Below are 24,837 nucleotides of genomic sequence, written 5' to 3'. Positions count from 1 at the left end.
TGAAGGCGTTACATACCCCACACAAGGGAAGAAAAGCGTAAAACCGCCGCTTCTCTTCCTATCAGCAAACCCCAATATGTCTGGGTAATTTTATTCCGGCGTTGGGGTGCATTGGGGCGTAACAGCTTGCCCGTTCATAACATCCTGCGTGAAAGAAGCTGAATCTGGCAACGAGGCATTTACCGTCTGATCATGGTTCAGGCTTTTGTAAACATGTGCCTGCACCACTGTGCCAGCAGCACAGGCAGCTTTTACCAGCCCGAGCTGAAGCGGTGGTGGCACATCCTTATCCAGCTCTCCTGTGCCCATAAACAGTGGTTGCGCCAGATGCATGGTAGGATATTGCATGGCCTTTAAGGCTGGAGCGAGATTTTTTGCAAAGTCAGGCTGAAGTGAATTGCTAAAATTCAACCCATCTGCCTTCACCTTATCTGTCAGCTCATGCACACATAAATTGGCTGCGGCACGGTAGGCTGGCATGGCTTTAGCTGTAAAAACGCTTTCTGGCTTAAAGGCTGTATCATACCCAGAAAGCCCCTGTGCCAGATAAAGCGTATAAACCATAACAGGATTATACGGCGCATTATCCGGCGCGGTTGCTATTTGCTTAAGCAGTTCTGGTGTAATATACGGCGCACCCGTGGCCACAGTGCCTCGGATATTCAAATCTGGCGCATATGTTGGTGCAAACGCAGCAGAGGCAAACGCTGCCCCACCACCCTGAGATTGCCCAACAATCATGATTTTGTTCTGCAAATCTGGCACCGAGGCCAAGGCTGCCTTCACACTGTCCAGCAGGTTATAGGCTTCTACGCGCGCGTTAAGATACGGATGAATACCGGAGGTTCCCAAACCCTGATAATCCGTACCTACTACGGCAAAGCCACGTTTCATCCATTCAGAGAGATAACGCTTGTTACGTGCGCTCCACGGATTGTTAGAGGGCGCGCAGTGGCCTGCAACACCTACCGTACCATGCGCCCATGCGACAATGGGCCACCCACCAGCAGGCGGCTTGCCTTGTGGTAGAATAACTTCTGCCGTAACCGGCACCAGCCCTTTGCCCGTAATACCATTGGTGGAAAGGTAGGTTATGCGCAAGGATCGCCCAGCATCAGGCAATGTAAAAGCTACAGGCAAAGATTGAGACGATGTCAACGTACCAGCCGCACCAGATGGAGTTGCCGATGCAGCAATGGCGCCGGAACTTGCACCCATAAGGCAAAGACCAGCAACCAAACGAGAAACATGATAAACAGAGGGGAGAAAACGCAAGAGATATCCTTCTTCAGGCTATTGGTCTTGTGTTTGACCGCCCGATACGCTGAAACTTAACAACGTTAAGAATGGAGCATGAGAAAAGAAAGTCAAGTGTTCTAATGGCTATCGCGAATATTCCGGAAAATACATCATGGCCCAGCCTGTTCAGCCTAAAAAAGCTTACCATCATGGAGATCTGCCAATCGCTCTTTTGCGTTCTGCGCGCGCCATTCTAGAGGAACAAGGCATTACAGCCCTAGGGCTGCGGGCCATTACACGCCATACGGGTGTCTCACAAACAGCCGCAATTCCGCATTTTGGAAATTTAACAGGCTTGCTCAGTGCGCTGGCAACAATAGGATATGAAGAACTGGCGGCAACGCTTACACCGCTGCTTAATAAAGAGCCACACGTTGTTGGCGTGGCCTATGTACAATTCGCCATGCAACATCCGGGCCTGTTTACCCTTATGTTCCGTAGCGATGTAATTGATAGAAAAGACCCGCATCTGGCTGCGGCTGCGGCCAAAACATCCGCCATGCTCACTCAATGTGTAGGAAACCTAAAAGGCAAGCATTCCGCCCATACACGTGCTGGTGCACGCGCAGCCTTGTGGGCCAAAGTGCATGGCCTAGCTGTATTGGCGATAGACGGCCTTTTGGAAGCCTTGCTGACGCGAGAAGGCGAGGGCATGACTCTGGATGCGCTTATTGAAGATGCTCTTAGGCTGTAAATTTTGTTTTTATATTTATTATCATATAGTTATGGATGATTCTTCATTTGGAATGAATAGCTTTCTGCTATTCTAAAAATGCATCCGTGCATTCCAATAATGCGGTTGCACAATCATCGCTCCCATTTTAATTCCATCCAGACGGATTGAAATAATAAAGGACGGTGCATGGGCCGCCGCAGAACCATTGATCGGGAGAGCGTTCTGGACAGCGCGGAACAGCTTGTTCAGAAGGGCGGGGCAACTGCTTTAACGCTTGATGCCGTAGCCAAGGCCGCAGGAATTACCAAAGGCGGCCTGCAGTATTGCTTTGGCAATAAGGATGATCTGATTACCGCCATGATTGATCGCTGGATAGCAGCGTTTGATCTGGAAATAGCAAAGTATATGGGGCCCAAGGCTTCTCTGGCAGAGCGGGCACGCGCCTATGTTATGGCCTGCCGCCAGATAGATGCCGCCACGCAAGCCAGAATGGTGGGAATGCTCATTACCTTGCTGCAATCTCCCAAATACCTCAACCGGATACGGGAATGGTACGCCGGATGGTTTGGGGATTGTAACGCCACCTCGGAAGATACGCATCAGGCGCGTACGGCAATTTTTGCCGCGGAAGGGGCTTTTCTTCTCAGAAGCTTCGGCTTTATCGCTATGGATCAGTCTGGATGGGATACAGTGTTTACAGATTGCCTGCGGCTTATTACGCCCCAAGCAGAAACACCGTGATCTTTAAAATAGGAACCAATGAGTCTTTCATGATATTTCGCGCAGGTATGACACAATGAATATGGCAAGCCGTTTTTCATTAAAGAAGATTTTGCGTTCTGGTTCAGACACTCAGGGAACAAACGTTAACACCCTTATTCAGTCTGGAAGCTCGGATATTGTGCATCAAAAACCTGCTCCACAGGTTCCGGCAGATATGTCCGCCCTTAAGGCAATGGGAAACAGCCTGACCCATACGCTCTCTTCTGCCTGTGAATGGTTGATGAAACAGCAAAAGCCCGATGGACATTGGGTTGGATCTGTTGGTTCCAATGCCTCCATGGAAGCTGAATGGTGTTTGGCCCTGTGGTTTTTGGGGCTGGAAGACCACCCTTTGCGGCCACGTCTGGGTAAGGCGCTACTTGAAATGCAGCGTCCGGATGGATCTTGGGGCACATATTATGGCGCTGGTAGTGGTGATATCAACGCAACGGTGGAAGCCTATGCAGCACTCAGATCTTTGGGTTACGCAGAAGATGACCCAACAGTTAGTAAAGCCGCAGCGTGGATTATCAGCAAAGGCGGCCTGAAGAATGTGCGTGTATTCACCCGTTACTGGCTGGCCCTGATTGGGGAATGGCCGTGGGAGAAAACACCTAATCTTCCGCCAGAAATTATCTGGTTCCCCAATAATTTTGTGTTTTCCATTTACAACTTTGCGCAGTGGGCCCGTGCTACCATGATGCCGCTGGCTATTTTGTCTGCGCGTCGTCCATCCCGTCCATTGCGTCCGCAGGATCGGCTGGATGCCCTTTTCCCGGGTGGCCGGGAAAACTTTGATTACGAACTGCCCACCAAAGAGGGCAGGGATGTTATTGCCGATTTCTTCCGTATGGCTGACAAAGGGCTGCATTGGCTCCAAACCTCTTTCCTCAAGCGCGCTCCTTCGCGGGAAGCCGCCATTAAAGACGTGCTGGAATGGATTATCTGGCATCAGGATGCAGATGGCGGATGGGGGGGCATTCAGCCGCCGTGGGTGTATGGTCTGATGGCCCTGCATGGTGAGGGTTACCAATTCCATCATCCTGTTATGGCCAAGGCCCTTGATGCGCTGAATGATCCCGGTTGGCGGCATGATAAAGGAGATGCCAGCTGGATTCAGGCCACAAACAGCCCAGTGTGGGATACTATGCTCTCCCTCATGGCGCTGCATGATGCCAATGCCGAAGAACGCTTTACCCCAGAAATGGATAAAGCTCTGGATTGGCTGCTATCCCGCCAAGTGCGCGTAAAAGGGGATTGGTCTGTTAAGCTCCCCAACACAGAACCCGGCGGTTGGGCGTTTGAATACGCCAATGACAGATACCCCGATACAGATGATACCGCCGTTGCACTCATTGCCCTTGCATCCTGCCGCAACAGGCCAGAATGGAAAGCCAAAGGCGTAGAAGAAGCCATTGGCCGTGGTGTTCGGTGGCTGGTAGCTATGCAGAGTTCTTGCGGTGGTTGGGGTGCTTTTGACAAAGACAACAATAAGGGCATTCTTGCCAAAATTCCGTTCTGCGATTTTGGGGAAGCTCTAGACCCGCCATCGGTAGACGTAACAGCGCATGTTCTGGAAGCGTTTGGCTTGTTGGGCCTTCCGCATGATCTGCCGTGTATTCAGCGTGGGCTTGCGTATATCCGCAAGGAGCAAGACCCCACAGGGCCGTGGTTTGGCCGTTGGGGTGTGAATTACCTGTATGGCACAGGGGCCGTTCTGCCCGCTCTGGCTGCCTTGGGTGAGGACATGACACAGCCCTACATTTCCAAGGCATGCGATTGGCTGATTAACTCCCAGCAGGAAAATGGTGGCTGGGGCGAAAGCTGCGCTTCCTACATGGAAGTGGAATCCATTGGCCGCGGCACCACAACGCCATCTCAAACGGCATGGGCGCTTATGGGGCTGATAGCCGCCAACCGACCCCAGGATTATGATGCCATCGCCAAAGGCTGCCGTTATTTGATTGATTTGCAAGAAGAAGACGGAAGCTGGAATGAAAAGGAATTCACTGGCACGGGCTTTCCCGGCTACGGTGTGGGCCAAACCATCAAACTGGATGATCCGGCCATTTCAAAGCGCCTGATGCAGGGGGCCGAACTCTCACGCGCCTTTATGCTGCGTTATGATCTTTACCGGCAGCTTTTCCCGATTATTGCACTTAGTCGTGCTTCCCGTTTAATCAAAATCGGGAACTGATGCTGCAATGGTGGCCCATAAGGATACAGGATTACTCTCCTGTATCCTTTTTGCGTGAAATGCTGCACACATAACACTGCGCAGCGCGGGTGAAATGTTGCAGCTACAAATCTTGGCTTTAATGGCCAGAGGGCGTTATCTGGTCTTGATGCTCCGCAGCTTGGCTACTTGTCATAGCCATATCACCGCCGCCTTGCATACCGCCTCCACCACCTTCTCCATTACCACCACCGCCACCAGCTTTTTCTGATCCGCCATCTTTCCCTTTGCCGCCAGATGCCTGCACGCGGGTTGGCCCTTGTGTGGGAATACTCAGATCAGATGGAATGGGGGCAAGATCCAGCGCCTGCCTTACAAAATTGCGCAAGGATACAACCAGATCATGCGTATGCACCCGCTGGCCCGCCACCAGTTCTCGGGCAGCGCGTTCCGCTAAGCGGACATGCTCTTCCGTACCTAGAAGAATAATATCGGATAAAGCTGCCTCTACAGCATCACGAATACGCCGCGCACGATCCGATGTGTTGGCATCTTCCAAGACAGAAGTGGTTGTTATGGCTTCTGTATCTGCCGCCACGCGAAAATCTCGCTTATGCCTAGAATCTACGGTCAGATCTCCGGTAAAAGAGCCACCCAATGTGCGGTAAGCAGCAATCAATGTGCGCAAACGCTCATTGATCTGGCGGTTCATACGCTCCCGCCGTTGCTGAATCAGCACCATCATCAAAAGCCGGATGCCAACACCAATCAAAGTAATAAGCGAAAGCCCGATCATGGTGAACAGGAAGCTGTGCCATGAACTAAAGTCTAGATTATGCAATATGGGCTCCCGATACAATCCGGCAAACAGTATACCTAAAAATACAACAATCAGGTGCTGGCCTTACCGTTTGGTTGTTTGCGTATCCCAGCCACCACCAAGAGCACGGGCAAGACGCACTGTTGAGAGGGCCTGCCGAGTTTGCGCACTTACCAGTTCATCTTGTGCAGAAATTTTTTTTATCCGGGTTGTCAGAATATCCTGCATGGTAAACTGTCCGCCCTCATAAAGCCCCTGCGCCTGAGTTGTGGCGAGGGTGAGGGATGAAACTTCTTTGCTCAGGCTGGCAATATTCTGGTCTGCGCTGGAACGGCTTTCATAAGCATCTTCTACTTCTGCCAAAGCTGTCAGCACAGTTTGATCATACGATGCCACAGCCTGTTTAAGCTGAGAGTCCGCCGCGCGTATCTTGGCCTGTATGCGCCCAGCCGTAAAAAGAGGCAGATAGGCATTCACAGCCATAAGCCCACCAGAACCGGATACACCCGGAATGCCATCAAACCGCAAACGCCCATCACCACCAAAAAACTCTAACCCAAACCGCGGCAAAAGGTCTGTTTTAGTGCTAATCAGCCGTTCTAGATTGGCCTGCACAATGTTTTTTTGCAGCAATACATCGGGCCTGCGGTCTAATACTGTAGAAGGCAGTTCCGTAGCAGGCGGCGCGGGCACTCGGTATTGAGCCGGTGCGGTGATATCTGGCGCTTGTTCTGGGGGTAAGCCGGATAGAATAGCCAACCGATGGCGGCACGCATCCAATGCGGCAACTAATAATGGCCTTTGCGCCTGCACTTGCTGCACCTGCGCTGTTATGGTTTCCAGATCAGCCCGTGTGGTCTGACCTGCATCAAACCGGGCCGTGGCATACCGTACAAGCTCCTGCAACGTGCGGGCAGATTGATCCAGCAACACAATGCGTTGTTGCAGCCCGCGGGCTGTCAGATAGTTGGCGGCCACATCTGCTGCAATAGCCATATGCGTACCATGTAGCACGTCTGCCGCTGCCAGAGCCATATGTTGCGCAGCCCGTTTACGCGCACGGTTGCGGCCCCAGATATCTGGCTCCCACGCCATGGTTATGCCAGCCAAATGCCCATCTGTTGCTGGGTCCTGAATATCCGGATCTGCCATCTTCATGAGCGGAGGCACCGGATGCCGCCAATCCACACCACCGCCCATCATGCCGCCTGTGGCCCCAATGGTGGGATACAAGGCAGATTTGGCCATTTGTGTATAGGCGCGAGATTCCTGCACGCGCTCCTGCGCCATCCGTATTTCGGGGTTAGCAGCCAGCGCATTCTGCACAAGTTGATCAAGCAACGGATCCTGCCACGCTGTCCACCAGTTTGTTAAGTCCGTAGGCTGTGCATCCTGTGGTGCGGCATTGAACTGAGCCGGAATAGCCACATGCGAAGGTGGTAGCGTGGTATGGAAAGGAGAGCATGCAACCAAACCAGCGCAGAGAAAAGTGCTGAGCAATAGGCGCGCAGAAAATGAGGAAAGAGACATCAGCATTCAATCCTGACGGGCAAGCATGGAGCGGAAGCGAAGCAGCGCCATGGCAAGAAAAAGAGTAGAAGAGAACACAATAGCCAGCAGCGAAGGCCAGATACTTTCCAGCCCAGCACCGCGATATAAAATGGATTGTGAAATTTTGACGAATTGCGTGGTCGGAAAAAACCGCACCAGAGATTGCACAGCCTCTGGCATGCTTTCTACCGGCGTAGCTGCGCCAGAAAGCAGATAGGCCACAGCATAAACAGGCACCACCAAAAGCCCAAATTGCGGCATGGTGGGCGCAATGGTGGCCAGCATCATCCCCAGCGAAGTTACAGAAAATAGGTATAGAATAAGGCAGGCAGCAAACAATAACGGCGAGCCAGAAATAGGCACAGCCAACCCAATATGCACGATAATCCAAAGGGAAAGCATACTGGCTACAAAGATAACAGCACCATTTGCCAGAATTTTCCCAATAGCAATCTGGCTGGCAGAAACAGGCAAAACAAGCAGATGCTCAATGGTGCCGTGCTCGCGCTCACGAATAACAGCCGCCCCAACCAGCACAATGGAAAGAATTGTTGCATTGGTGACAACCTGCATAACAGATGTAAACCATGCAGATTCACTATTCGGGTTAAAACGGATACGGCTTTCAGGGTGAAATGGCATCAGCTTATTGATATCGGGGGAATGAAGCTGTGCCTGTACTTCACCCAGAAAAATCTGTTGCAGATAAACACTGCCCAGCCCAGCCTGTGTCATGGCTGTGGCATCAATCAGTTCCTGTATCTGCGGCGTGCGACCTGCCAGAACATCGGCCTCAAAACGGGGCGGAATATCAATAACAAAATTGTACGTGCCGTTATCCATACCCGTTTTGCCATCAATACGGTTGGTTAGGGTAGGGGGTTTGAAGTAAGGCGGTAGCACAACAGACCGCAATTGGCGGGAAAGGGCTGAGTGGTCTTCATCAATAAACGCAACTGTTGCGTTTGCAACATCTACGCGCACCCCATGCGCTACAAGAACAATAGCCGCAGAAAATGCAAAAACAATCAGGCCCATCAGCACAAAATCGCGCATCAGGCTATGAAATTCCTTGCGGCACAGAAGGCCGACATTGATAAGCCAGCGCAGCATCACGTATCCTGCTTTTTCAAGAAAAGGCGAGCCCCCACCATGTAAAGGGCCGCAAACCCGCCCAACGCCAGATACATGCCAAGAAAGGATTGAACGCCCAGCCCCTTTGTAAAACTGCCAAGGCTGATAAGCTGAAACCACGAAGCCGGAAAAGCTTTACCAAGATAGTAGGTAAAGCCCGTAAGTGTTGAAACCGGATAAAGCAAACCCGAAAAATTGGCAGACATAATCAGGCAGATAATGGCCGTGCCAAAAATGGCAGCCACCTGAGAACTTACAAAAGTAGAAATCAGCAGCCCCAGCCCGGTGCTGGCCAAAATATACAGCGTAGCCCCAATACTTAGCCCGATAAAAGAGCCCTTAAGAGGCACACCCAGAACGGTAACAGAAAGTGCTACCAGCACCAGATAAGCCATAACAGCCAGGGCCACATAAGGCAGTTGCTTGCCCACCAGATACTGCCCGGAACTGGCGGGGGAGGCATACAGGTTCATAATGGAACCAATCTCCTTTTCCCGCACAACACCAAGGGCTGTAAGCATGGTGGGAACAAGAATAAGCGCCAGCATGATAGTGCCGGGAGTCATGGCGTAAATACTGCGAAATTCCTGATTGTACACAAAGCGCGGCACAATACTGACGGGTATCAACCCAGATGTTACGGATGTCGGCAGGGTTTTCTGCATATTGGCCATATAGGTTAACAGCACGGCATCTGTATAAGAACGCACATTGGCGCTTAAAAAGGGCATGGAGCCATCAATCACCACACCAATGGCAGGGTTACGGCGTGCAGCAACATCACGCCCAAAACCGGGGGGAATATCCAGCCCCATTGCAACCTGTCCATGCTGTATGCGCGTTTCCAGTGTTTCGCGATCTGGCGAGAACGCAGTTTCCTGAAAATAGCGGGAGCCCCGAAACTGCTCCACAAGTTCACGGCTGGCGTGGGTATGATCGTAATCTACCACGGTGTAGCGAATGGTATTGATGTCGAACGAAATACTGTAAGCTGAAATCAACAGCAAAATAGTCGGGCCAAGAATAGCAAACATCAGCCGCAGGCGGTCACGCATCAGTTCCACAGCCTCACGCCGCGCAAAAGCCCAGCAGCGTGAAAACCAGCGTATATAGGGCGGTATTGTCCGCATTGCAGCAGTTGATTCTGAAGCGGTCTGTTGAGGCTTGGCAACAGCTATGGAATTGCCCGCTTTTTCTAGACAAGCAATAAAAGCATCTTCCAGAGTGGAAGCACCTTCCTCCTGCGTAATTTCTGCCGGGGTGCCCATGGCCAGCACTTTGCCCTTATCCATAAGGGAAATGCGGTCACACCGGGCGGCTTCATTCATGAAGTGCGTAGAAACAAAAATGGTCACATGTTTCTGGCGTGAAAGCGCTACAAGATGCTTCCAGAACATGTCCCGTGCAGCCGGGTCCACGCCAGACGTTGGCTCATCCAAAATAAGGATATCGGGGTTGTTAATGCAGGCGGCCGCAAGTTGCAGCCGTTGCCGAAACCCCAAGGGCAGGCCCGTTGGGCGGCTATCGGCCTCTGCCTCCAACTGAAAGCTCTGGAGCATGTTGTCAACACGCTGTTTGGCCTCGGCTGGCGGAAGCTGAAAAAGCTCTGCCTGCAACATAAGGTTCTGGCGTACCGTCAGTTCTTCATACAAAGAAAAACCTTGAGACATGTAGCCAATACGCATGCGCGTTTTCATGTCTCCCGGTGTTATCGGGCGGCCAAACAGGGTTGCCGTGCCACTGGTAATATCCAGCAGCCCTGTCAGCATTTTCATGGTAGTGGATTTACCGCACCCGTTAGAACCCAGAAAGCCAAAAATCTCACCCCGACGGATACGGAAGCTAACGTGATCTACCGCTGTGAAAGATCCAAATTTGCGTGTCAGGTTTTCTGCATCAATAACGGGAGAGCTGCCATCATCCTGATAAGGCGGAATTGTAAAATCCGAAATTTCTTTTTGGTCTGCCGCAGGTAGGAGAGAGATATAAGCTGCTTCCACCGTTGTGGTGTGGGTCTGCTTTTTAACTTCCTCCGTAGGGCCAGAAGCCAGAATACGCCCATCATTCATGGCCACCAGCCATGAAAAGCGCTCGGCTTCATCCATATACGCGGTAGAAACAATAACCGTCATGGAGGGCCGTTCAGCCCGCATTTGTTCCACCAATGCCCAGAACTGACGCCGAGAAAGTGGGTCCACCCCCGTTGTGGGTTCATCCAGAATAAGCAAATCTGGCTCATGCACCAAAGAGCAACACAGGCTGACCTTTTGCTTCATACCGCCAGAAAGATGGCCTGCGGGCCTATCGGGAAAAGGGGCAAGGCCCGTGGCATCCAGCAGATGCGTAATACGGTTGGCGCGGGTTGTGGCATCCAATGCAAATAGCCGACCAAAAAAATCGATATTCTCGCGCACGGAAAGGGTAGGGTAGAGGTTCTTGCCCAACCCTTGCGGCATAAAAGCGAGGCGGGAAAGAAAAGCCTCCCGTTCGGCTCTATTGCTGATATCCACCCCAAGCGTGTGAATAGACCCGCGCTGAAGATGCCGAACGCCTGCAATCAGCCCCAGAAGTGTTGATTTACCAACACCATCTGGCCCAATAAACGCAATGGTTTGCCCTGCGGAAAGGGTGAGAGAAATATCGTGCAGAACATCACGCCCATTATAGGCATGGCTTACGCCTTCAACACGAATTCCAGCAGCAGATACCTCCATTATCTGGCATCGCCAGACAGTGCAGCTTTAGGCCATGCTGCATCTGGCCGTTGCTTGATATAGCCTTCACCCGTCATTCCAGCTTTTAACAATGCGCCAAGACGTTTCTGTTCATCCGCGGTTACACGCAGTTTTACACGGTATACAAGCTGTTCACGCTCGGTGGCTGTTTCCACATATTTTGGCGTAAACTGAGCCTGACTATCAATAAAGGAAACGGTTGCAGAAACAGGCATATCCATCCCATCAAACCGGATACGCGCTTCATCACCTACTTTAAGATTATTAATGGATGCAGTGGGGAAAAACAACGTCATGTAAGGGTCAACTGGATCCAGCATGGAATACACGCGCCCACCTGGCGGTAAAATACTACCTGTTTCAATAACGCGGTATTCGATACGGCCAGAAACAGGGGCACGGATAGTCATATCATCCAGCACGGTCTGAACCTGACTAACCTGCGCTACGGCTCCCTCCTTAGCATGCAAGGCTTCCTGCACAGCCTGAGAGGCTGCATTTACTGCTGCTTGTGCTGTTTCAACCTGTGTGCGCCTTTGTGTCACTTCCATATCGGAAATCAGGTTCTGTTGCCGCATCTTTTGGGCATGGCGCAGTTCATCATGCGCAAGTTGCAATGCGGCCTGCCGCGCTACAAGCTCAGCGGAGGCCCGACCAGCCGCACTTGTGGCGCGGTTTTCCTGCGCTCTTGTCTGGTCGTATTGTGCCTGAATGGTGGCTTTATCTTCCTGCGCAAGAATTTGGCCAGAGGTTACATTATCACCTTCCTGCACCAGCAATTGCGTAATGCGTCCGGGGTATTTTACGGCCACATCCACACGGGTAAATTCCAGCCGCCCATTGCCGTAAATAATGCCATCAGGAACACTTTGAGCCACTTGATGCTCATGCCACGCGAAGGCTCCACCCGCGACCGCAAAGAGAGAAATGGCGATAATTGTAATTTTGGCAGGAGCTTTCACAATAAACCTTGCTGAAAAAAAGCGGATCACAATGCGTTAAAGCGCAGCATGCAGACAAGGCAATATGATTAAATAATGACACGTCAGTCAAGTTATTATTTTATACATATGAACCCTTACCGTAAAATCTATAGACCTATAATTTTTTGGTCATGTAAAATAAGAGAAGTGTAAAAATACCTCAATGATCTTGATCAAGAAGGCGGGGAAAACAGATGAAATCGTGCAAAATATAATTTGACATTATGTTCATTTTTATAAATCTGATTTCCCAGCGCGTAATTCTTATAAACTATAACAAAGTTATTACATCAAAGCGTCTATATGGATTTAAAAATAGATCTTACTGTGGCCATTCTATAATGCGTTCATTCGCTTTATGATATTGCTCACTCAAAAATTGGAAGACACACTTATGCCTTTGCCCCGCGTTTCTATTCACTACTGCACGCAGTGTAATTGGCTTTTGCGTGCCGCATGGATGGCGCAAGAGCTTCTTTCTACTTTTGGAAATCAACTTGGCGAGGTCGCTCTTTGCCCTGATACAGGCGGAAAGTTTGAAATCCGTGTAGATCACGAAATGATATGGGAGCGCAAGCGGGACGGAGGCTTCCCCAACCCTAAAGAACTCAAGCAAAGGATAAGAAACATCATCGATCCAGAAAAAGACCTCGGTCACATAGATCGATAAAATAGGTGCATCAGAAGCAAGGCTGGAGAGATATTTTTATCTTTCCTGCCCATATTAAATCCCTCTCATCAAAACATTGAAGATATCGTTAAGCTTTTAAAATTCAGTCGTATGAAACAATTTAAAAAACCTCATTTTAACTAACGCAGGCAAATAAACTTTCATTGTCAAAGTTTTTTAAATCGCGTTTGCCAAACGCGTATCTAGCCGTGCGTCTTGACACGCTTTTTTACAAAATTGCGCCATACGGGAAGGCTCATACTTTGCCAGAATATCGTGGGCCCTTATAAAATAACTATAAAAAATAGTCTTTTCCCAATTGACTCATTTTGAATGTTATATCTACATAAAAACCTTATGGTTTCGTTATTTTGAGTGGAAACAGACATGCGCTGCTATGATTCTGACAGGCACAGCCTTCCCGATCACTATTTGGCAACGAGGAAGTGCATTTTTTGTTTTTGGTAAGAAACGAAAATTTATCTTACCTTCGAAAAGTAACAATTTATCAGGAATAATATTTTTCTAGAGTTGCTTTTTCAAAATTTTCTCAAAAAGCAACGGAGGGAAACTGGCGTAATGCAGGATAACTCTCAACAATCGGAGGGGAAGGAGCGTTATGTTCTTCGCGCTGGTGGTGCGGTTGGAGCTGGTGCGCTTATAGCGGTTCTTCTTTTGCATGGAGCTGGTGTGTGGGGTCTGATGTATGGGATGGGCACCACAGCAAGCGTGCCTGTTGAGCATCCGCCGATTAAGGCTGAGATGCTGCCACCCCCTCAGCCGCCACCGCCGCCACCTCCACCGCCACCACCACCGCCGGTTATGGCCGAGCCACCACCACCGTTCATTCCGCCGCCCAAGATCAAGGTGCCGCCACCGCCCAAGCCGCCCATCAAGCATGTGGCCAAGGCGCCGCCCAAACACCCGGCGCCACCGCAAACCAAAACGGCCAAGGCCCCACCAGCCACCACCGAGCCCGCAACCAGCGCACCGCCATCCGATGCGCCGGACACCACGGCTGGCACGGCGCCGCTGAACCATGTGCAACCGGTTTATCCGCCAGAAATGGAGGAAGACAATATTGAAGGCCGTGTGACAGTGGCATGTGATGTGGAACCTTCGGGCATGACCAGCAACTGCCATGTGCAGTCGGTTTCTGGGGGGCAGGCCTTTGCTCAGTCGGCGTTGGATTATGTGCACAAGGCCCGGTATCGCCCGGCCACGCGCAATGGCGCTCCGGTGAAGGAACTGCACAAGGTCTATGTCATCCGCTTTAGGCTGGATGACTAAAACGGGGTCAGTTTTTCATACTGGCCAGTAGTACAAATACGGATTGCCCGATCTGCTTGCGTAACAGGGTAGCAGATTGGGCCCTGATGATGAGGATTATGAGGAAGATGACCAGACTGCCCCGTTCTTTTGTGTCAGGTCTTGCCGCTCCGGCTCTGGCGCTGCTGATGAGCACGGCCGCCCCAGTTGCGGCCTTTGCGCAGGATGCAGCCCCCACAGCGCCTGCGGCCACGGCTCCAGCCCCCGATGCGGCGCCATCTTCCGCACCGGCGCCTGCCGCCACACCGGATGCCACCCCAGCACCCGCACCGGCCGAACAGGCCCCACCTGCGGCAGACACCAAGGAAGAAGCCAACCCCTACGGTCTGGGGGCTTTGTGGTCCAACGGTGATATCATCGCCCGCGGCGTGCTGCTGATCATGCTCATCATGTCTTTGGGCACATGGTATATCATGATCACCAAGTTCATTGAGCAGGCCCGCCTGTTTGCCGCCGCCAAGGAAGCCACCAAAAGCTTCTGGACCAAACACAGTATTCAGGAAGGCGCTTCGGCTCTCACCTCCACATCTCCGTTCCGCTATATTGCCGATACCGGCATTGTGGCGGCCGAGCACCATGAAGGCACGATGCAGGAAAGCATTGATCTGCATAGCTGGACGGGCATGTCCATTCAGCGCGCGGTGAACAACATCCAGAATAGCCTGCAAAAGGGTCTGGCCTTTTTGGGCACGGTGGGCTCCACCTCTCCGTTCATCGGTCTGTTCGGCACGGTGTGGGGGATCTACCACGCGCTGACAGCTATCGGCATTGCCGGTCAGGCATCCATCGACAAGGTGGCGGGGCCTGTGGGTGAATCCCTGATCATGACGGCCATTGGTCTGGCAACCGCCGTACCTGCCGTTCTGGGCTACAACCTGCTGGTGCGCCGCAACAAGACAGCTATGGATCTGGTGCGTGACTTTGCGTCTGACCTGCAGTCCATCCTGATCGGGGGTGTGCGCCACGGTGCGGCTGCAGAGCAGATTGAGGTGCGCCCGGACAACTCCCCCACCACAGCCACGGTATCCAACCGCGTCGGATAATCGGTCAGGTCAAGGCTAAGGAGAGCGCTTATGGGCATGCAGATTGGCGATAGTGGCGGGGAAGACGACGTCGTCTCCGCCATCAACACCACACCGCTTGTGGATGTGATGCTGGTGCTGCTGATCATCTTTCTGATCACCATTCCGGTGGCGACACATACCGTCAAGGTGCATCTGCCCAAGGACACGAACCAGCCCACCCAGACCAAGCTGAGCAATGTGGTGTTGGCTGTCACGGCAGATGGGCAGACCTTCTGGAATGAAACGCCGATCAGGGATCGGGCCGATCTTCTGGCCCGGCTGGAGAAGGCAGCGGTGCAAAAGCCCCAGCCGCAGATCCAGATCCGCGGGGATGTGACCACACGCTATGAGAGTGTGGGCCGTCTGGTGGCGACGTGTCAGGAAGCGGGCATCAGCCATATCGATTTCATTACGGAAAAGCCGAAATAGGCAGGGGCGGGTGGCGCAGCACGCCACCCCATCCTTGTGGGGAGAGCACAGCCATGGGCATGAATGTTGGCTCTGAGAGCACAACGGAAGATGAAGGCATTGTTGACATCAACACCACGCCACTGATTGACGTGATGCTGGTGCTGCTGATCATGCTGATCATCACCATCCCGTTGCAGACGCAGGCGGTCTCGATTGATCTGCCGCAGGGCAACCCGCCGCCCAGCACGGAAGAAACCCCTGTGGTGACGCTGGTTGTGGACTTTGATAATTCACTGACATGGAATGGCCAGCCAATTAATGGGGAAGCCGATCTGCAGGCGCATCTGCGCGAGATCGCCAGCGGGCCCGAGGCCAGCCGACCAGAATTCCATCTCCAGCCCAACCGTCTGGCAGACTACAAAACCGTCATCCACGTCATGGCCGACGCACAACGCCTCGGCGTTACAAAACTCGGAATCGTCGGACAGGAACAGTTCGTAGACGGTAAAATATAAGGGGGTGGGTTTGATCATGAAATTGTGGTCAAGTATCTGATACGTCGTTTTTATTATTTCCATTTATGAAAAGCGGTTGATTGTCATGCAGCATACATTCCAGTCTGGGCGCGGGATGGTGACATCACCGCATCATCTGGCCAGCCAGAGTGGCCTTTCCATACTGAAGCAGGGCGGCACAGCTCTAGAGACTATTGTGGCAATGGCCTCTACCTTATGTGCGGTTTACCCTCATATGACTGGTATTGGAGGCGATGCTTTCTGGTTGGTTTCTTACCCAGATGGCCGGGTGGAAGTGATAGAAGCCTGCGGTGCTGGAGCCTTACAAAGTTCAGCAGATGCATATCGTCAAGCAGGACATACCACTGTGCCATGGCGTGGAGGGTGGGCCGCCAACACAATGGCTGGCACTGTTTCTGGCTGGCAGCTTGCTTTGCAGCAGAGTGCATCTATCAAGAACCCACTTCCATTGAATGCACTTTTGGAAGATGCCATTTGGTATGCTGCAAATGGCTATGTTGTTTCAGAAAGTGAAGCCGAGCTTCTGGCTTCCAAGCAAAGCGAACTTTTGCAAAATCAGGATTTTGCACAGTCTTATGCGCCTGATGGCAAATTGTTTCAGCATGGCATGGTGCGTAAGAACCCGGCATTAGGGCAGACACTGCGCCAACTTGCCCAAGATGGATTACAAAGTTTTTATACAGGTGCCACCGCACACACCCTGTTGCAGGATCTGCAACGCGCAGAAAGCCCCTTAAGAGCAGAAGATTTTGTATCTCATAAAGCTCTCTTTAAAAAACCACTTGCTGCAAAGCTGAAGGGGGCACACGTTTACAACGCACCGCCACCCACTCAGGGCGTGGCTTCTTTGGCAATCTTGCGGCTATTTGAAAAACTGGGTGTGCAGGAAAGCGAGGGCTTTGCGCATATACATGGCCTGATAGAGGCTACAAAACAGGCCTTTTTGTTCCGCAATGCGCATGTAGGTGATCCACGGTGGATGACAGAAGATGCACAGGCTTTTCTAGACAACGAAAAACTGTGCACAGAACTGGCGCATAAAATTGACATGCAACATGCTTCCCCTTGGCCTCAGCCCTCACAGGCCGGAGACACCACATGGATGGGAGCTATTGATTCCTCTGGCATTGCTGTCAGCATGATACAAAGCCTGTATTTTGAGTTCGGATCTGGTGTTTTTCTGCCGCAAACAGGAATTCTATGGCAAAATCGTGGTGCTTCCTTCCAACTGGGGGAAGGCGCATGGAATGCCTTTGCACCGGGCCGCAAGCCTTTTCATACCCTCAATCCAGCACTAGCGCATTTTGATGATGGCCGGGTGATGGTTTACGGCACAATGGGGGGAGAAGGCCAACCCCAAACACAGGCAGCGGTTTTCACCAGATACGCACAGTTTGGCACATCTTTGCAGCAGGCTGTTACGGCCCCCCGATGGTTACTGGGCCGCACATGGGGAAGTGAAAGCCAATCCCTAAAGGTGGAAAGCAACATGGATGCAGATGTTGTGGCCAAGCTGGAAAAAGCAGGCCATCCTGTAGAACGTGTTGCACCTTTTTCCAGCATGATGGGGCATGCCGGGGCTATCGTGCGGCATGCTCATGGTGTTCTGGAAGGCGCGGCAGACCCACGGAGTGATGGATGTGTGGCGGCTTTTTAAGGCCGCTCATACACAGATTGCCCATTCACCCACGTTGCTTTTACGCTGCGATCATCCCCCAGAATAATCAATGGGAAAAGCATATCCTGCACCGTCTGGCAGGGGGCTGTTCTTTGCGCAAGCATAGGCGTGGCAGCCGGATCTAATATACAAAAATCCGCCTCCATACCAGGTGCAATGCGGCCGATTTTTGTATCCAGTTTAAGAGCTTCTGCAGCCCCAGCCGTTGCAAGCCAGAAGGCCTGAAGAGCTTGCAACCTTTCTCCCCCAGCCATGAGAGAAACTTTATAGGCTTCTCCCATCGTGCCAAGCATGGATAAGGTTGTGCCTGCACCAATATCTGTACCCAAGCCGACATGCACGGGCCGGTCTGACCGCATGGCATCAAACAGTTTAAATAAGCCGCTCCCTAAAAACAGGTTGGATGTCGGGCAATGAGCAAGCGTGCACCCTGCATGATGACATTGCTGAAAATCTATTTCCTGCAAATAAATACCATGCCCAAAAATAGAGCGTGCTCCAACTAACCCTGCCTGTGCGTACACATCCAAATATGAAGCGGATTCTGGAAACAAGCTGGCAACAGCTTTTATTTCATCCAGATTTTCCGCCAAGTGCGTTTGCATAAACACATCTGGGTGGCGTGCCAGCAGACCACCCGCCATTTCCAATTGTTCTGGCGTGCTGGTAATGGCGAAACGAGGCGTGACCGCGTAAAGCTGACGGCCTTTATTGTGCCAGCTTTGAATTAAAGCGGTTGAATCATCATATCCACTTTTGGCCGTATCTCGTAGATTATCTGGGGCATTGCGATCCATCAGCACCTTGCCCGCAATCATGCGTGTCCCGCGTTTTTCTGATTGTTTGAAAAACGCATTTACTGATTGCGCATGCACTGTGCAGTATACCGCAGCAGTGGTTGTTCCATTCCGCAAAAGTTCGTCCAGAAACGCGCTGGCAACAGCTTCTGCATAGGCCGAATTATCAAACTGGGCTTCGGTTGGAAAAATATACTGTTCCAACCACGGCAAAAGTTGCTGCCCCCAGGAGGCAATAGCTGGCATTTGCGGGTAATGAACGTGCGTATCAATAAACCCGGCGGAAATAATGCTATCTGGGTAATGTGTAACTGCAATGGCCTTATCTAGCTTAGGCGCAAGGGCCGCATAAGGCCCACAATCCATTATACGGCCCGCTTCCATTATAATCAGGCCATCTTCTTCAACATGCAGGCTTTCTTCCGGAGGCACCAGAAAAGGATTGCCCGTGAACGTAATGTAGCAACCCCGAATAGCCGTTTTTACTGAAGATACTGACATGATTTTATAGCTGTTCCAGAAAGAAATTTTCAATTTCGCTAATAATAAACCGTGCTGCCGTAGAAAGCTGGCGAGAGCGGTCTACACACAAAGCCAAGGATAATGGCGTAAGTTTTTTATGCACAATAGGGGTAAAAGCAAGTTGGTTCTTTTGCACTTCATCATAGGCATCCAGATAACTTAAAATCCCAATTCCCGTGCCCTCCAGCACCAGAGATTTGATCATCTGAATATTATCTGCACGTGCAACAGCAGCTATTTCTATACCTGTTTCTGCTTCCAAAAGCCCAATGGGCCGCCAAAGCGCAAGAGGCGGCGAGGGCACAATAACCGGATATTCCGCAGCCACACTAAAACGTGCCTCGCTTAACGCCGCAACGGGGTGAGACGGCAGAGAAATAAACCCCAAAGGGATTTCCTTATGCGCCCGTACGGTTAATTCCCGCATGTGGCTTGGATTAAACATAAGGGCAAAATCTGCGTGTCCCTTTACCAGAAGTTCTCCCATATTCTGGCTTTTGCGCACATGCACACTCACCAAAATACCCGGATGGCTTTCACGCAGCCGCCCCAATAGAACCGGTAAGAAACCTTTGGTAAGTGCATCTGGAATAAGAATATCCGCCGTGCCCTGCCGCAAGCCTTTAAGATTATCAAGCTGGATTTTAAGCGTATTTAAGTCTCGCGACCAATGGCGGCAGGATGTTAGCAGCAATTCCCCTGCCGTTGTTAGGCGCAGACCTGTTGGCAAGCGTTCGAACAATAACGTGCCCAGTAATTTTTCACCCTGAAGAATCTGCCTATCAATAGCGGAAGCGGCAATATGCAATTCGTCCGAAGCCTTACGGATTGAGCCATGCTGAGCAACAGCCATGAAGTAACGAAGAAAACGGGAAAAAACTGGCATTTGCTTTTGCTCTCATTTTGCGAACGCACCATGCTGAATTATGTCATATACAAGAACGATGCGAATGTGAAACATTATGCTTGATTTTATCGTCGTTGTCAGGGGCATGAATCAGATTGTTTTCGGGCAACGCATATTTCGGACTGATATGCAGGCATGGAACAGCTTAATAAACGTGTGCGTGATGATCTCGCAAAAATTCAGTATGCAACAGGCAATTGGTGCATTCCCCACAAGCATGATGGCGAAGATGTTCTGGATGTTGCTATTATTGGCGGCGGGCAGGGCGGTTTGGCCACCTGCTTTGGGCTAAAGCGGCGCGGCATTACCAACACCTGTATTTTTGATACCGCCCCCAAAGGGGGTGAAGGCCCGTGGATTACGTTTGCACGTATGCTAACCCTGCGTACGCCCAAATATGTAACCGGCCCAGATTTGGGCATTCCCAGCCTGACACCTCAATCCTGGTACGAAGCACGCTACGGAGCTGCTGCATGGCACACGCTGGATAAAATTTCCCGCCAGGATTGGCAGGCTTATCTGGATTGGGTGCGTGACGTTCTGGATTTGCCTGTAAAAAATGAACACGAACTATTAGATATTGATTGGCAGGATAACCTGCTGAAACTAACTTTTGCATGTGCTGGTGGCGTAAAAAAACAGGTTTGGGCGCGCAAAATTGTGCTGGCAACGGGTATTGAAGGCGGTGGCGCATGGCATGTGCCAGACTTCATTACAAAAGCTCTGCCAAAAGCACGTTATGCCCATACGTGCGAACAGATTGACTTTGAAAAACTGCGCGGCAAACGCATTGGCGTTCTTGGTGCCGGGGCCTCGGCTTTTGATAACGCGGCAACGGCTTTGGAGCATGGCGCCAAGCAGGTTGATCTGTGCCTGCGTCGTAAAAAAATTCCATCTGTAAACCCATACCGCTGGATGGAAAATGCTGGGTTTCTTAGCTATTTTTCAGAACTGGATGATCTGGTGCGCTGGCGCTTCATGCGGCGGATTTATGATCTCAACCAGCCGCCCCCGCAGGATACGTTCTGGCGCTGCCGGAGCCATAAAAACTTTGCCTTCCACACGGGCACTCCGTGGCTTTCCGTGAAGGAGGAAGGGAAAGACGTGGTTGTGACCACGCCACATGGTGAAATGCGGTTTGACTTCCTGATTATTGGCACAGGATTTGTTATTGATCTGGCCCAGCGGCCAGAACTGGCTAAAGTGGCGCCGCATATTGCCCTTTGGCGAGATTGTTTTGCCCCACCGGAAGACGAACAAAGCACACTTCTGGGCAGCCACCCTTATCTGGGCGAACGCTTCCAGTTTTTGCCGCGCAATGCGTCCGATCCACTAGCTCCAATGCTTGCGGCCATTCATAACTTTACATTCTCTGCCACACCCAGCATGGGGCTTTCTGGCTCATCCATCAGCGCCATGCGGTTTGGGGTAGAAAAACTCACCTTCGGCATCGGGCGTGATCTGTTTGTGCAGGATGGTGAAAAACACCTGCAAAGCCTGCTGGATTACAATGTAGATGAATTGGTTAGTCTGGAACCTCCTCAGTGTGTGTGATGATGTGTTCAGGAAGGTAAGGAAATAATGCAGAATTACCCGCGCGATATGGTGGGATACGGCGCTTGCCCGCCGGATCCACGCTGGCCCAACGCTGCCCGTATAGCCGTGCAGTTTGTGGTGAATTACGAAGAAGGTGCCGAAAACTCTGTCCTACATGGAGATAAAGGGTCTGAGGCGTTCCTTTCGGAAATGATCGGCACAACATCTATCGTAGGCGAACGCTGCATGCAGATGGAAAGTTTGTATGAATACGGTAGCCGCGCGGGGTTCTGGCGCTTACATCGGTTGTTCGAACAGACGGGCATCAAACCCACCGTGTTTGGTGTGGCAACAGCTATGGCACGCAACCCCATAGCCGTTGCTGCCATGCAAAAAAGCGGGTGGGAAATTGCCTCTCATGGCCTGCGCTGGATTGATTATCAGCATATGCCTGAAGATGTTGAGCGTGAGCATATTCAACAAGCCATAAAGCTACATACGCAAGTTACGGGTGAACGTCCGCTTGGGTGGTATCAGGGCCGCACAAGCCCGAACACAGCCCGCCTTGTGGCTGAAGAAGGTGGCTTTGTTTACGATGCGGATTCATATGCAGATGATCTTCCGTATTATGAGAGAACACACGGCAGGCCACAGCTTATTGTGCCTTACACGCTGGACGTGAACGATATGAAGTTTGCGGCCCTGAACGGCTTTACAGAAGGCGAACAGTTTTTCCGCTACCTGCGAGACTGCTTTGATATGCTGTATCAAGAGGGCGGCCGCATGATGTCTGTTGGCCTGCACTGCCGTCTGGCAGGCAAGCCCGCACGTGCCTTGGCAGTTGCCAAGTTTATACAGCACATCCAGCAGCATGAAGGAGTGTGGACACCAACCCGTCTGGAAATAGCCCGCCATTGGCAAAAGGTGCACCCGGCATGATGTGCTTGCAGGATGTAAACGCGCTCTCTCCCGCACAGTTTGTTGAAACATTTGGGAGCATTTACGAACACTCTCCATGGGTGGCGGAAGCGGCTGTAACGCAACGCCCCTTTGCCTCCTTGCAGCAGATGCAACTGGTCTTTTCCCAAGCCGTGCAACAGGCTCCGGAAAGCCAAAAACTGGCGTTGGTGCGTGCCCACCCAGAACTTGGCCACCGTATGGGCATAGATCCGGACTTAAGTGCTGAATCAACGCAGGAGCAGGGGAGCGCCGGGTTAGATCGGCTTTCTCCCACCGAATACAAGCAACTCCGTGAGCTGAATGACGCTTACCACAAAAAATTTGGCATGCCGTTTGTTATTTGTGTCCGCAAAGCCACCAAAGCCATTATTCTGGAAGCCTTGGAACAACGTCTGACAAGCTCCTTTACAATAGAGCTTGCAGAAGCGCTAAAGCAGATTGATGCAATAGCGGCCTTAAGATTACAGGATAAGGTGCAGGCATGAGCTCTCTTTCCACACATGTGCTTAATACAGTTTCTGGCCAGCCGGCCAGTGCTGTGCAAATCCGCCTTTTTGCCGGTGATACTCTTGTGTTTACAGGGGTAACAAATGCCGATGGCCGCTGTGCAGAACTCAGAAATCTTGAACTCAAACCCGGTCAGTATCGGCTGGAGTTTGAAATCGGCACCTATTTTCAGCAACAGGGCATGAATCTGCCAGAACCTCTTTTTCTGGATATCGTGCCAATTGTTTTTGGATTGGGTGAAGCCATGCACGCCCATGTGCCGCTGCTTGCTGCACCTTATGGTTATTCTACTTACAGGGGAAGCTAACAGATGAAAGCTGCCAGAAACGTTCCGCAAGCGGTTCATCCTGTAGATGAATTCCTGCCTTTCTGGCAGTTGGGTGTTTATGGATTGCAGCACGTGCTCACATTTTATGCTGCATCTGTAATTGTACCTATTCTGCTTGCCAGTGCTCTTGGGCTTTCGCACGATGCCTTGGAACACCTTATTGAAGCCGATCTTTTCACCTGCGGCATTGCCTCGCTTATTCAGGCCGTGGGTATTGGGCCTCTGGGTGTCAAACTTCCTCTGTTACAAGGGGTTACGTTTGTTTCCGTTACCCCCATGATCGCCATTGGCATGGCTGCCGGGGGTGGCATTGAAGGGCTGCATCAGATTTTTGGTGCTGTTATTGTTGCGGGTATTTTTTCCTATTTTATGGCGCCATTTTTCTCACGATTGATCCGTTTTTTTCCGCCTGTTGTCACCGGGTCTGTCATTCTGGTTATTGGGTTGGCTCTGTTGCCTGTGGCGGCCAATGATATTGTTAATGGCCAAGGCACGGGCACCATGCAAAACCCTGTCAGCATGCGTAATGTGGCGTATGGCTTGGGCACGCTGCTGTGCATTCTGGCTGTTCAACGTTTCTTCAAGGGTTTTCTGGGCACCATTGCTGTGCTGGTTGGCCTGATTATGGGCACGCTGGTTGCATGGATTTTGGGAGATGCACATTTTGGAGATGTGTCATCCGCACCACTCTTAACCATTGTGCGCCCGCTATATTTTGGCATGCCCAGTTTTCATATCGTACCCATTCTTTCCCTGATTATCGTAATGATGATTTCCATGCTGGAAACAACGGGAGATGTGTTTGCCACTGGTGCTATTGTGGACAAAAAGATCACTCCGCGTGATATCACTCGCGCCATTCGGGCAGATGGGGCCGCTACAATGCTGGGGGGTATTTTCAATTCCTTTCCCTACACCTGCTTTGCTGAAAACGTGGGCCTGGTGCGGCTTACAGGCGTAAAAAGCCGGTGGGTTGTGGCTGCCGCAGCCCTTATCATGATGATTATGGGCTGCTTGCCTAAACTGGCCGTGCTTATGGCCTGCGTGCCGCTGCCTGTTCTGGGGGGCGCAGCTTTGGCCATGTTTGCAGCAGTTGCCGTGGTGGGTATCCAAACCTTGGCGCAGGTGGATTTTGATAACCAAAACAACGGCATTATTGTTGGCACCAGCGTTGGCTTGGGCATGCTTGCTACAGCACAGCCCCACATTGCAGATCACTTTCCCGCATGGGCTCAGATCATCTTTGGCAGTGGCATCACGCTTGGGGCCATGTCCGCCATTATCCTGCATTTAATCTTCAACCACGGCACGCATGGCGCTGTTGTGGAAGAAAAAGAAGCCGCCCCACAACCAGCCACCACCCACCCAGAAATGTGGAAGAACGTTGTTGTGATATCAGAAGATAAGCTTGGGCCACGTCGCCCAAAATCCTGTTCCAGATAAATCCTGACCACTG

General features: G+C 51.5%; 22 protein-coding genes. 14 read left to right on the top strand and 8 right to left on the bottom strand.

Annotated elements, in window-relative coordinates; genetic code table 11:
- Window positions 1-90: 90 nt before the first annotated feature.
- Window positions 91-1,275 (bottom strand): lipase family protein, encoded by a 1,185-nt coding sequence (locus tag WG31_RS07070; protein WP_063354063.1) that lies wholly within the window; start codon window positions 1,273-1,275, stop codon window positions 91-93.
- A 136-nt stretch (window positions 1,276-1,411) separates the two neighbouring features.
- On the opposite strand from WG31_RS07070, the gene WG31_RS07065 reads away from it, so the two are divergent.
- The 3 genes from WG31_RS07065 (at window position 1,412) to shc (ending at window position 4,934) form a co-directional block, all read left to right on the top strand.
- The gene (locus WG31_RS07065) at window positions 1,412-1,993 is read left to right on the top strand and encodes a TetR/AcrR family transcriptional regulator (protein ID WP_063354062.1); all 582 of its coding nucleotides are present in this window, start codon (window positions 1,412-1,414) and stop codon (window positions 1,991-1,993) included.
- 168 nt (window positions 1,994-2,161) lie between these two features.
- Window positions 2,162-2,716, top strand: a complete 555-nt coding sequence (locus tag WG31_RS07060; protein WP_063354061.1) for a TetR/AcrR family transcriptional regulator — start codon at window positions 2,162-2,164, stop codon at window positions 2,714-2,716.
- Window positions 2,717-2,771: 55 nt separating this feature from the next.
- Window positions 2,772-4,934 (top strand): squalene--hopene cyclase, encoded by a 2,163-nt coding sequence (shc, locus tag WG31_RS07055; protein WP_063354060.1) that lies wholly within the window; start codon window positions 2,772-2,774, stop codon window positions 4,932-4,934.
- A 118-nt stretch (window positions 4,935-5,052) separates the two neighbouring features.
- Here the strand turns inward: shc and WG31_RS07050 are convergent, their stop codons facing one another.
- From WG31_RS07050 to WG31_RS07030, 5 genes are all read right to left on the bottom strand, one after another.
- Window positions 5,053-5,754: a hypothetical protein gene (locus WG31_RS07050; protein ID WP_063354059.1), complete on the bottom strand. Its 702-nt coding sequence runs from the start codon at window positions 5,752-5,754 to the stop codon at window positions 5,053-5,055.
- Window positions 5,755-5,817: 63 nt separating this feature from the next.
- Window positions 5,818-7,269 (bottom strand): TolC family protein, encoded by a 1,452-nt coding sequence (locus WG31_RS07045; protein WP_063354058.1) that lies wholly within the window; start codon window positions 7,267-7,269, stop codon window positions 5,818-5,820.
- The gene (locus tag WG31_RS07040; RefSeq protein WP_063354057.1) at window positions 7,270-8,397 is read right to left on the bottom strand and encodes an ABC transporter permease; all 1,128 of its coding nucleotides are present in this window, start codon (window positions 8,395-8,397) and stop codon (window positions 7,270-7,272) included.
- Complete coding sequence (gene rbbA, locus WG31_RS07035; RefSeq protein ID WP_063354056.1) at window positions 8,397-11,132, bottom strand: ribosome-associated ATPase/putative transporter RbbA; 2,736 nt, start codon at window positions 11,130-11,132, stop codon at window positions 8,397-8,399. Before rbbA ends, WG31_RS07040 begins: the two co-directional genes overlap by 1 nt.
- On the bottom strand, window positions 11,132-12,115 hold the full coding sequence (locus WG31_RS07030; protein WP_063354055.1) for an HlyD family secretion protein: 984 nt from the start codon (window positions 12,113-12,115) through the stop codon (window positions 11,132-11,134). Before WG31_RS07030 ends, rbbA begins: the two co-directional genes overlap by 1 nt.
- A gap of 415 nt (window positions 12,116-12,530) precedes the next feature.
- Between WG31_RS07030 and WG31_RS07025 the strand changes: the two genes are divergently transcribed.
- The 6 genes from WG31_RS07025 to WG31_RS07000 all read left to right on the top strand — a co-directional run bounded on the left by WG31_RS07025 (window position 12,531) and on the right by WG31_RS07000 (window position 17,803).
- Window positions 12,531-12,806 carry a SelT/SelW/SelH family protein gene (locus tag WG31_RS07025; protein WP_063354909.1) on the top strand — a complete coding sequence of 92 codons (276 nt, stop codon included), beginning with the start codon at window positions 12,531-12,533 and terminating at the stop codon, window positions 12,804-12,806.
- Between the two features lie 579 nt (window positions 12,807-13,385).
- Complete coding sequence (locus WG31_RS07020) at window positions 13,386-14,096, top strand: energy transducer TonB (protein ID WP_082823154.1); 711 nt, start codon at window positions 13,386-13,388, stop codon at window positions 14,094-14,096.
- Between the two features lie 107 nt (window positions 14,097-14,203).
- Window positions 14,204-15,178 (top strand): MotA/TolQ/ExbB proton channel family protein, encoded by a 975-nt coding sequence (locus tag WG31_RS07015; RefSeq protein ID WP_089178348.1) that lies wholly within the window; start codon window positions 14,204-14,206, stop codon window positions 15,176-15,178.
- Window positions 15,179-15,208: 30 nt separating this feature from the next.
- Window positions 15,209-15,628 (top strand): ExbD/TolR family protein, encoded by a 420-nt coding sequence (locus tag WG31_RS07010; protein WP_035351226.1) that lies wholly within the window; start codon window positions 15,209-15,211, stop codon window positions 15,626-15,628.
- Between the two features lie 53 nt (window positions 15,629-15,681).
- Window positions 15,682-16,125 (top strand): ExbD/TolR family protein, encoded by a 444-nt coding sequence (locus WG31_RS07005; protein WP_063354054.1) that lies wholly within the window; start codon window positions 15,682-15,684, stop codon window positions 16,123-16,125.
- An 85-nt stretch (window positions 16,126-16,210) separates the two neighbouring features.
- The gene (locus tag WG31_RS07000; RefSeq protein WP_063354053.1) at window positions 16,211-17,803 is read left to right on the top strand and encodes a gamma-glutamyltransferase family protein; all 1,593 of its coding nucleotides are present in this window, start codon (window positions 16,211-16,213) and stop codon (window positions 17,801-17,803) included.
- Here WG31_RS07000 and guaD read toward each other — a convergent pair.
- Window positions 17,800-19,122, bottom strand: a complete 1,323-nt coding sequence (gene guaD, locus WG31_RS06995) for a guanine deaminase (RefSeq protein WP_063354052.1) — start codon at window positions 19,120-19,122, stop codon at window positions 17,800-17,802. The genes WG31_RS07000 and guaD overlap by 4 nt on opposite strands.
- Window positions 19,123-19,126: 4 nt before the next feature.
- Window positions 19,127-20,029, bottom strand: a complete 903-nt coding sequence (locus WG31_RS06990) for a LysR family transcriptional regulator (protein ID WP_006115357.1) — start codon at window positions 20,027-20,029, stop codon at window positions 19,127-19,129.
- Between the two features lie 156 nt (window positions 20,030-20,185).
- On the opposite strand from WG31_RS06990, the gene WG31_RS06985 reads away from it, so the two are divergent.
- From WG31_RS06985 to WG31_RS06965, 5 genes are read left to right on the top strand one after another with little or no spacing between them, the layout of a single operon-like run.
- Entirely contained in the window at window positions 20,186-21,604 is a 1,419-nt protein-coding gene (locus WG31_RS06985; protein WP_063354051.1) for an NAD(P)-binding domain-containing protein, read from the top strand.
- Window positions 21,605-21,631: 27 nt separating this feature from the next.
- On the top strand, window positions 21,632-22,525 hold the full coding sequence (gene puuE, locus WG31_RS06980; protein WP_063354050.1) for an allantoinase PuuE: 894 nt from the start codon (window positions 21,632-21,634) through the stop codon (window positions 22,523-22,525).
- Window positions 22,522-23,031, top strand: coding sequence for a 2-oxo-4-hydroxy-4-carboxy-5-ureidoimidazoline decarboxylase (uraD, locus tag WG31_RS06975; RefSeq protein WP_082823152.1), 510 nt, complete (start codon window positions 22,522-22,524; stop codon window positions 23,029-23,031). Before puuE ends, uraD begins: the two co-directional genes overlap by 4 nt.
- The gene (uraH, locus tag WG31_RS06970; RefSeq protein ID WP_063354049.1) at window positions 23,028-23,360 is read left to right on the top strand and encodes a hydroxyisourate hydrolase; all 333 of its coding nucleotides are present in this window, start codon (window positions 23,028-23,030) and stop codon (window positions 23,358-23,360) included. The genes uraD and uraH overlap by 4 nt, the downstream gene beginning before the upstream one ends.
- 3 nt (window positions 23,361-23,363) lie before the next feature.
- Window positions 23,364-24,824: a nucleobase:cation symporter-2 family protein gene (locus WG31_RS06965; RefSeq protein ID WP_063354048.1), complete on the top strand. Its 1,461-nt coding sequence runs from the start codon at window positions 23,364-23,366 to the stop codon at window positions 24,822-24,824.
- The last annotated feature ends 13 nt before the right edge of the window (window positions 24,825-24,837 follow it).

Origin of the sequence: Acetobacter oryzifermentans, assembly GCF_001628715.1 — a bacterium.
Taxonomy (GTDB): domain Bacteria; phylum Pseudomonadota; class Alphaproteobacteria; order Acetobacterales; family Acetobacteraceae; genus Acetobacter; species Acetobacter oryzifermentans.
This window is presented reverse-complemented; position numbering and strand designations above follow the sequence as displayed.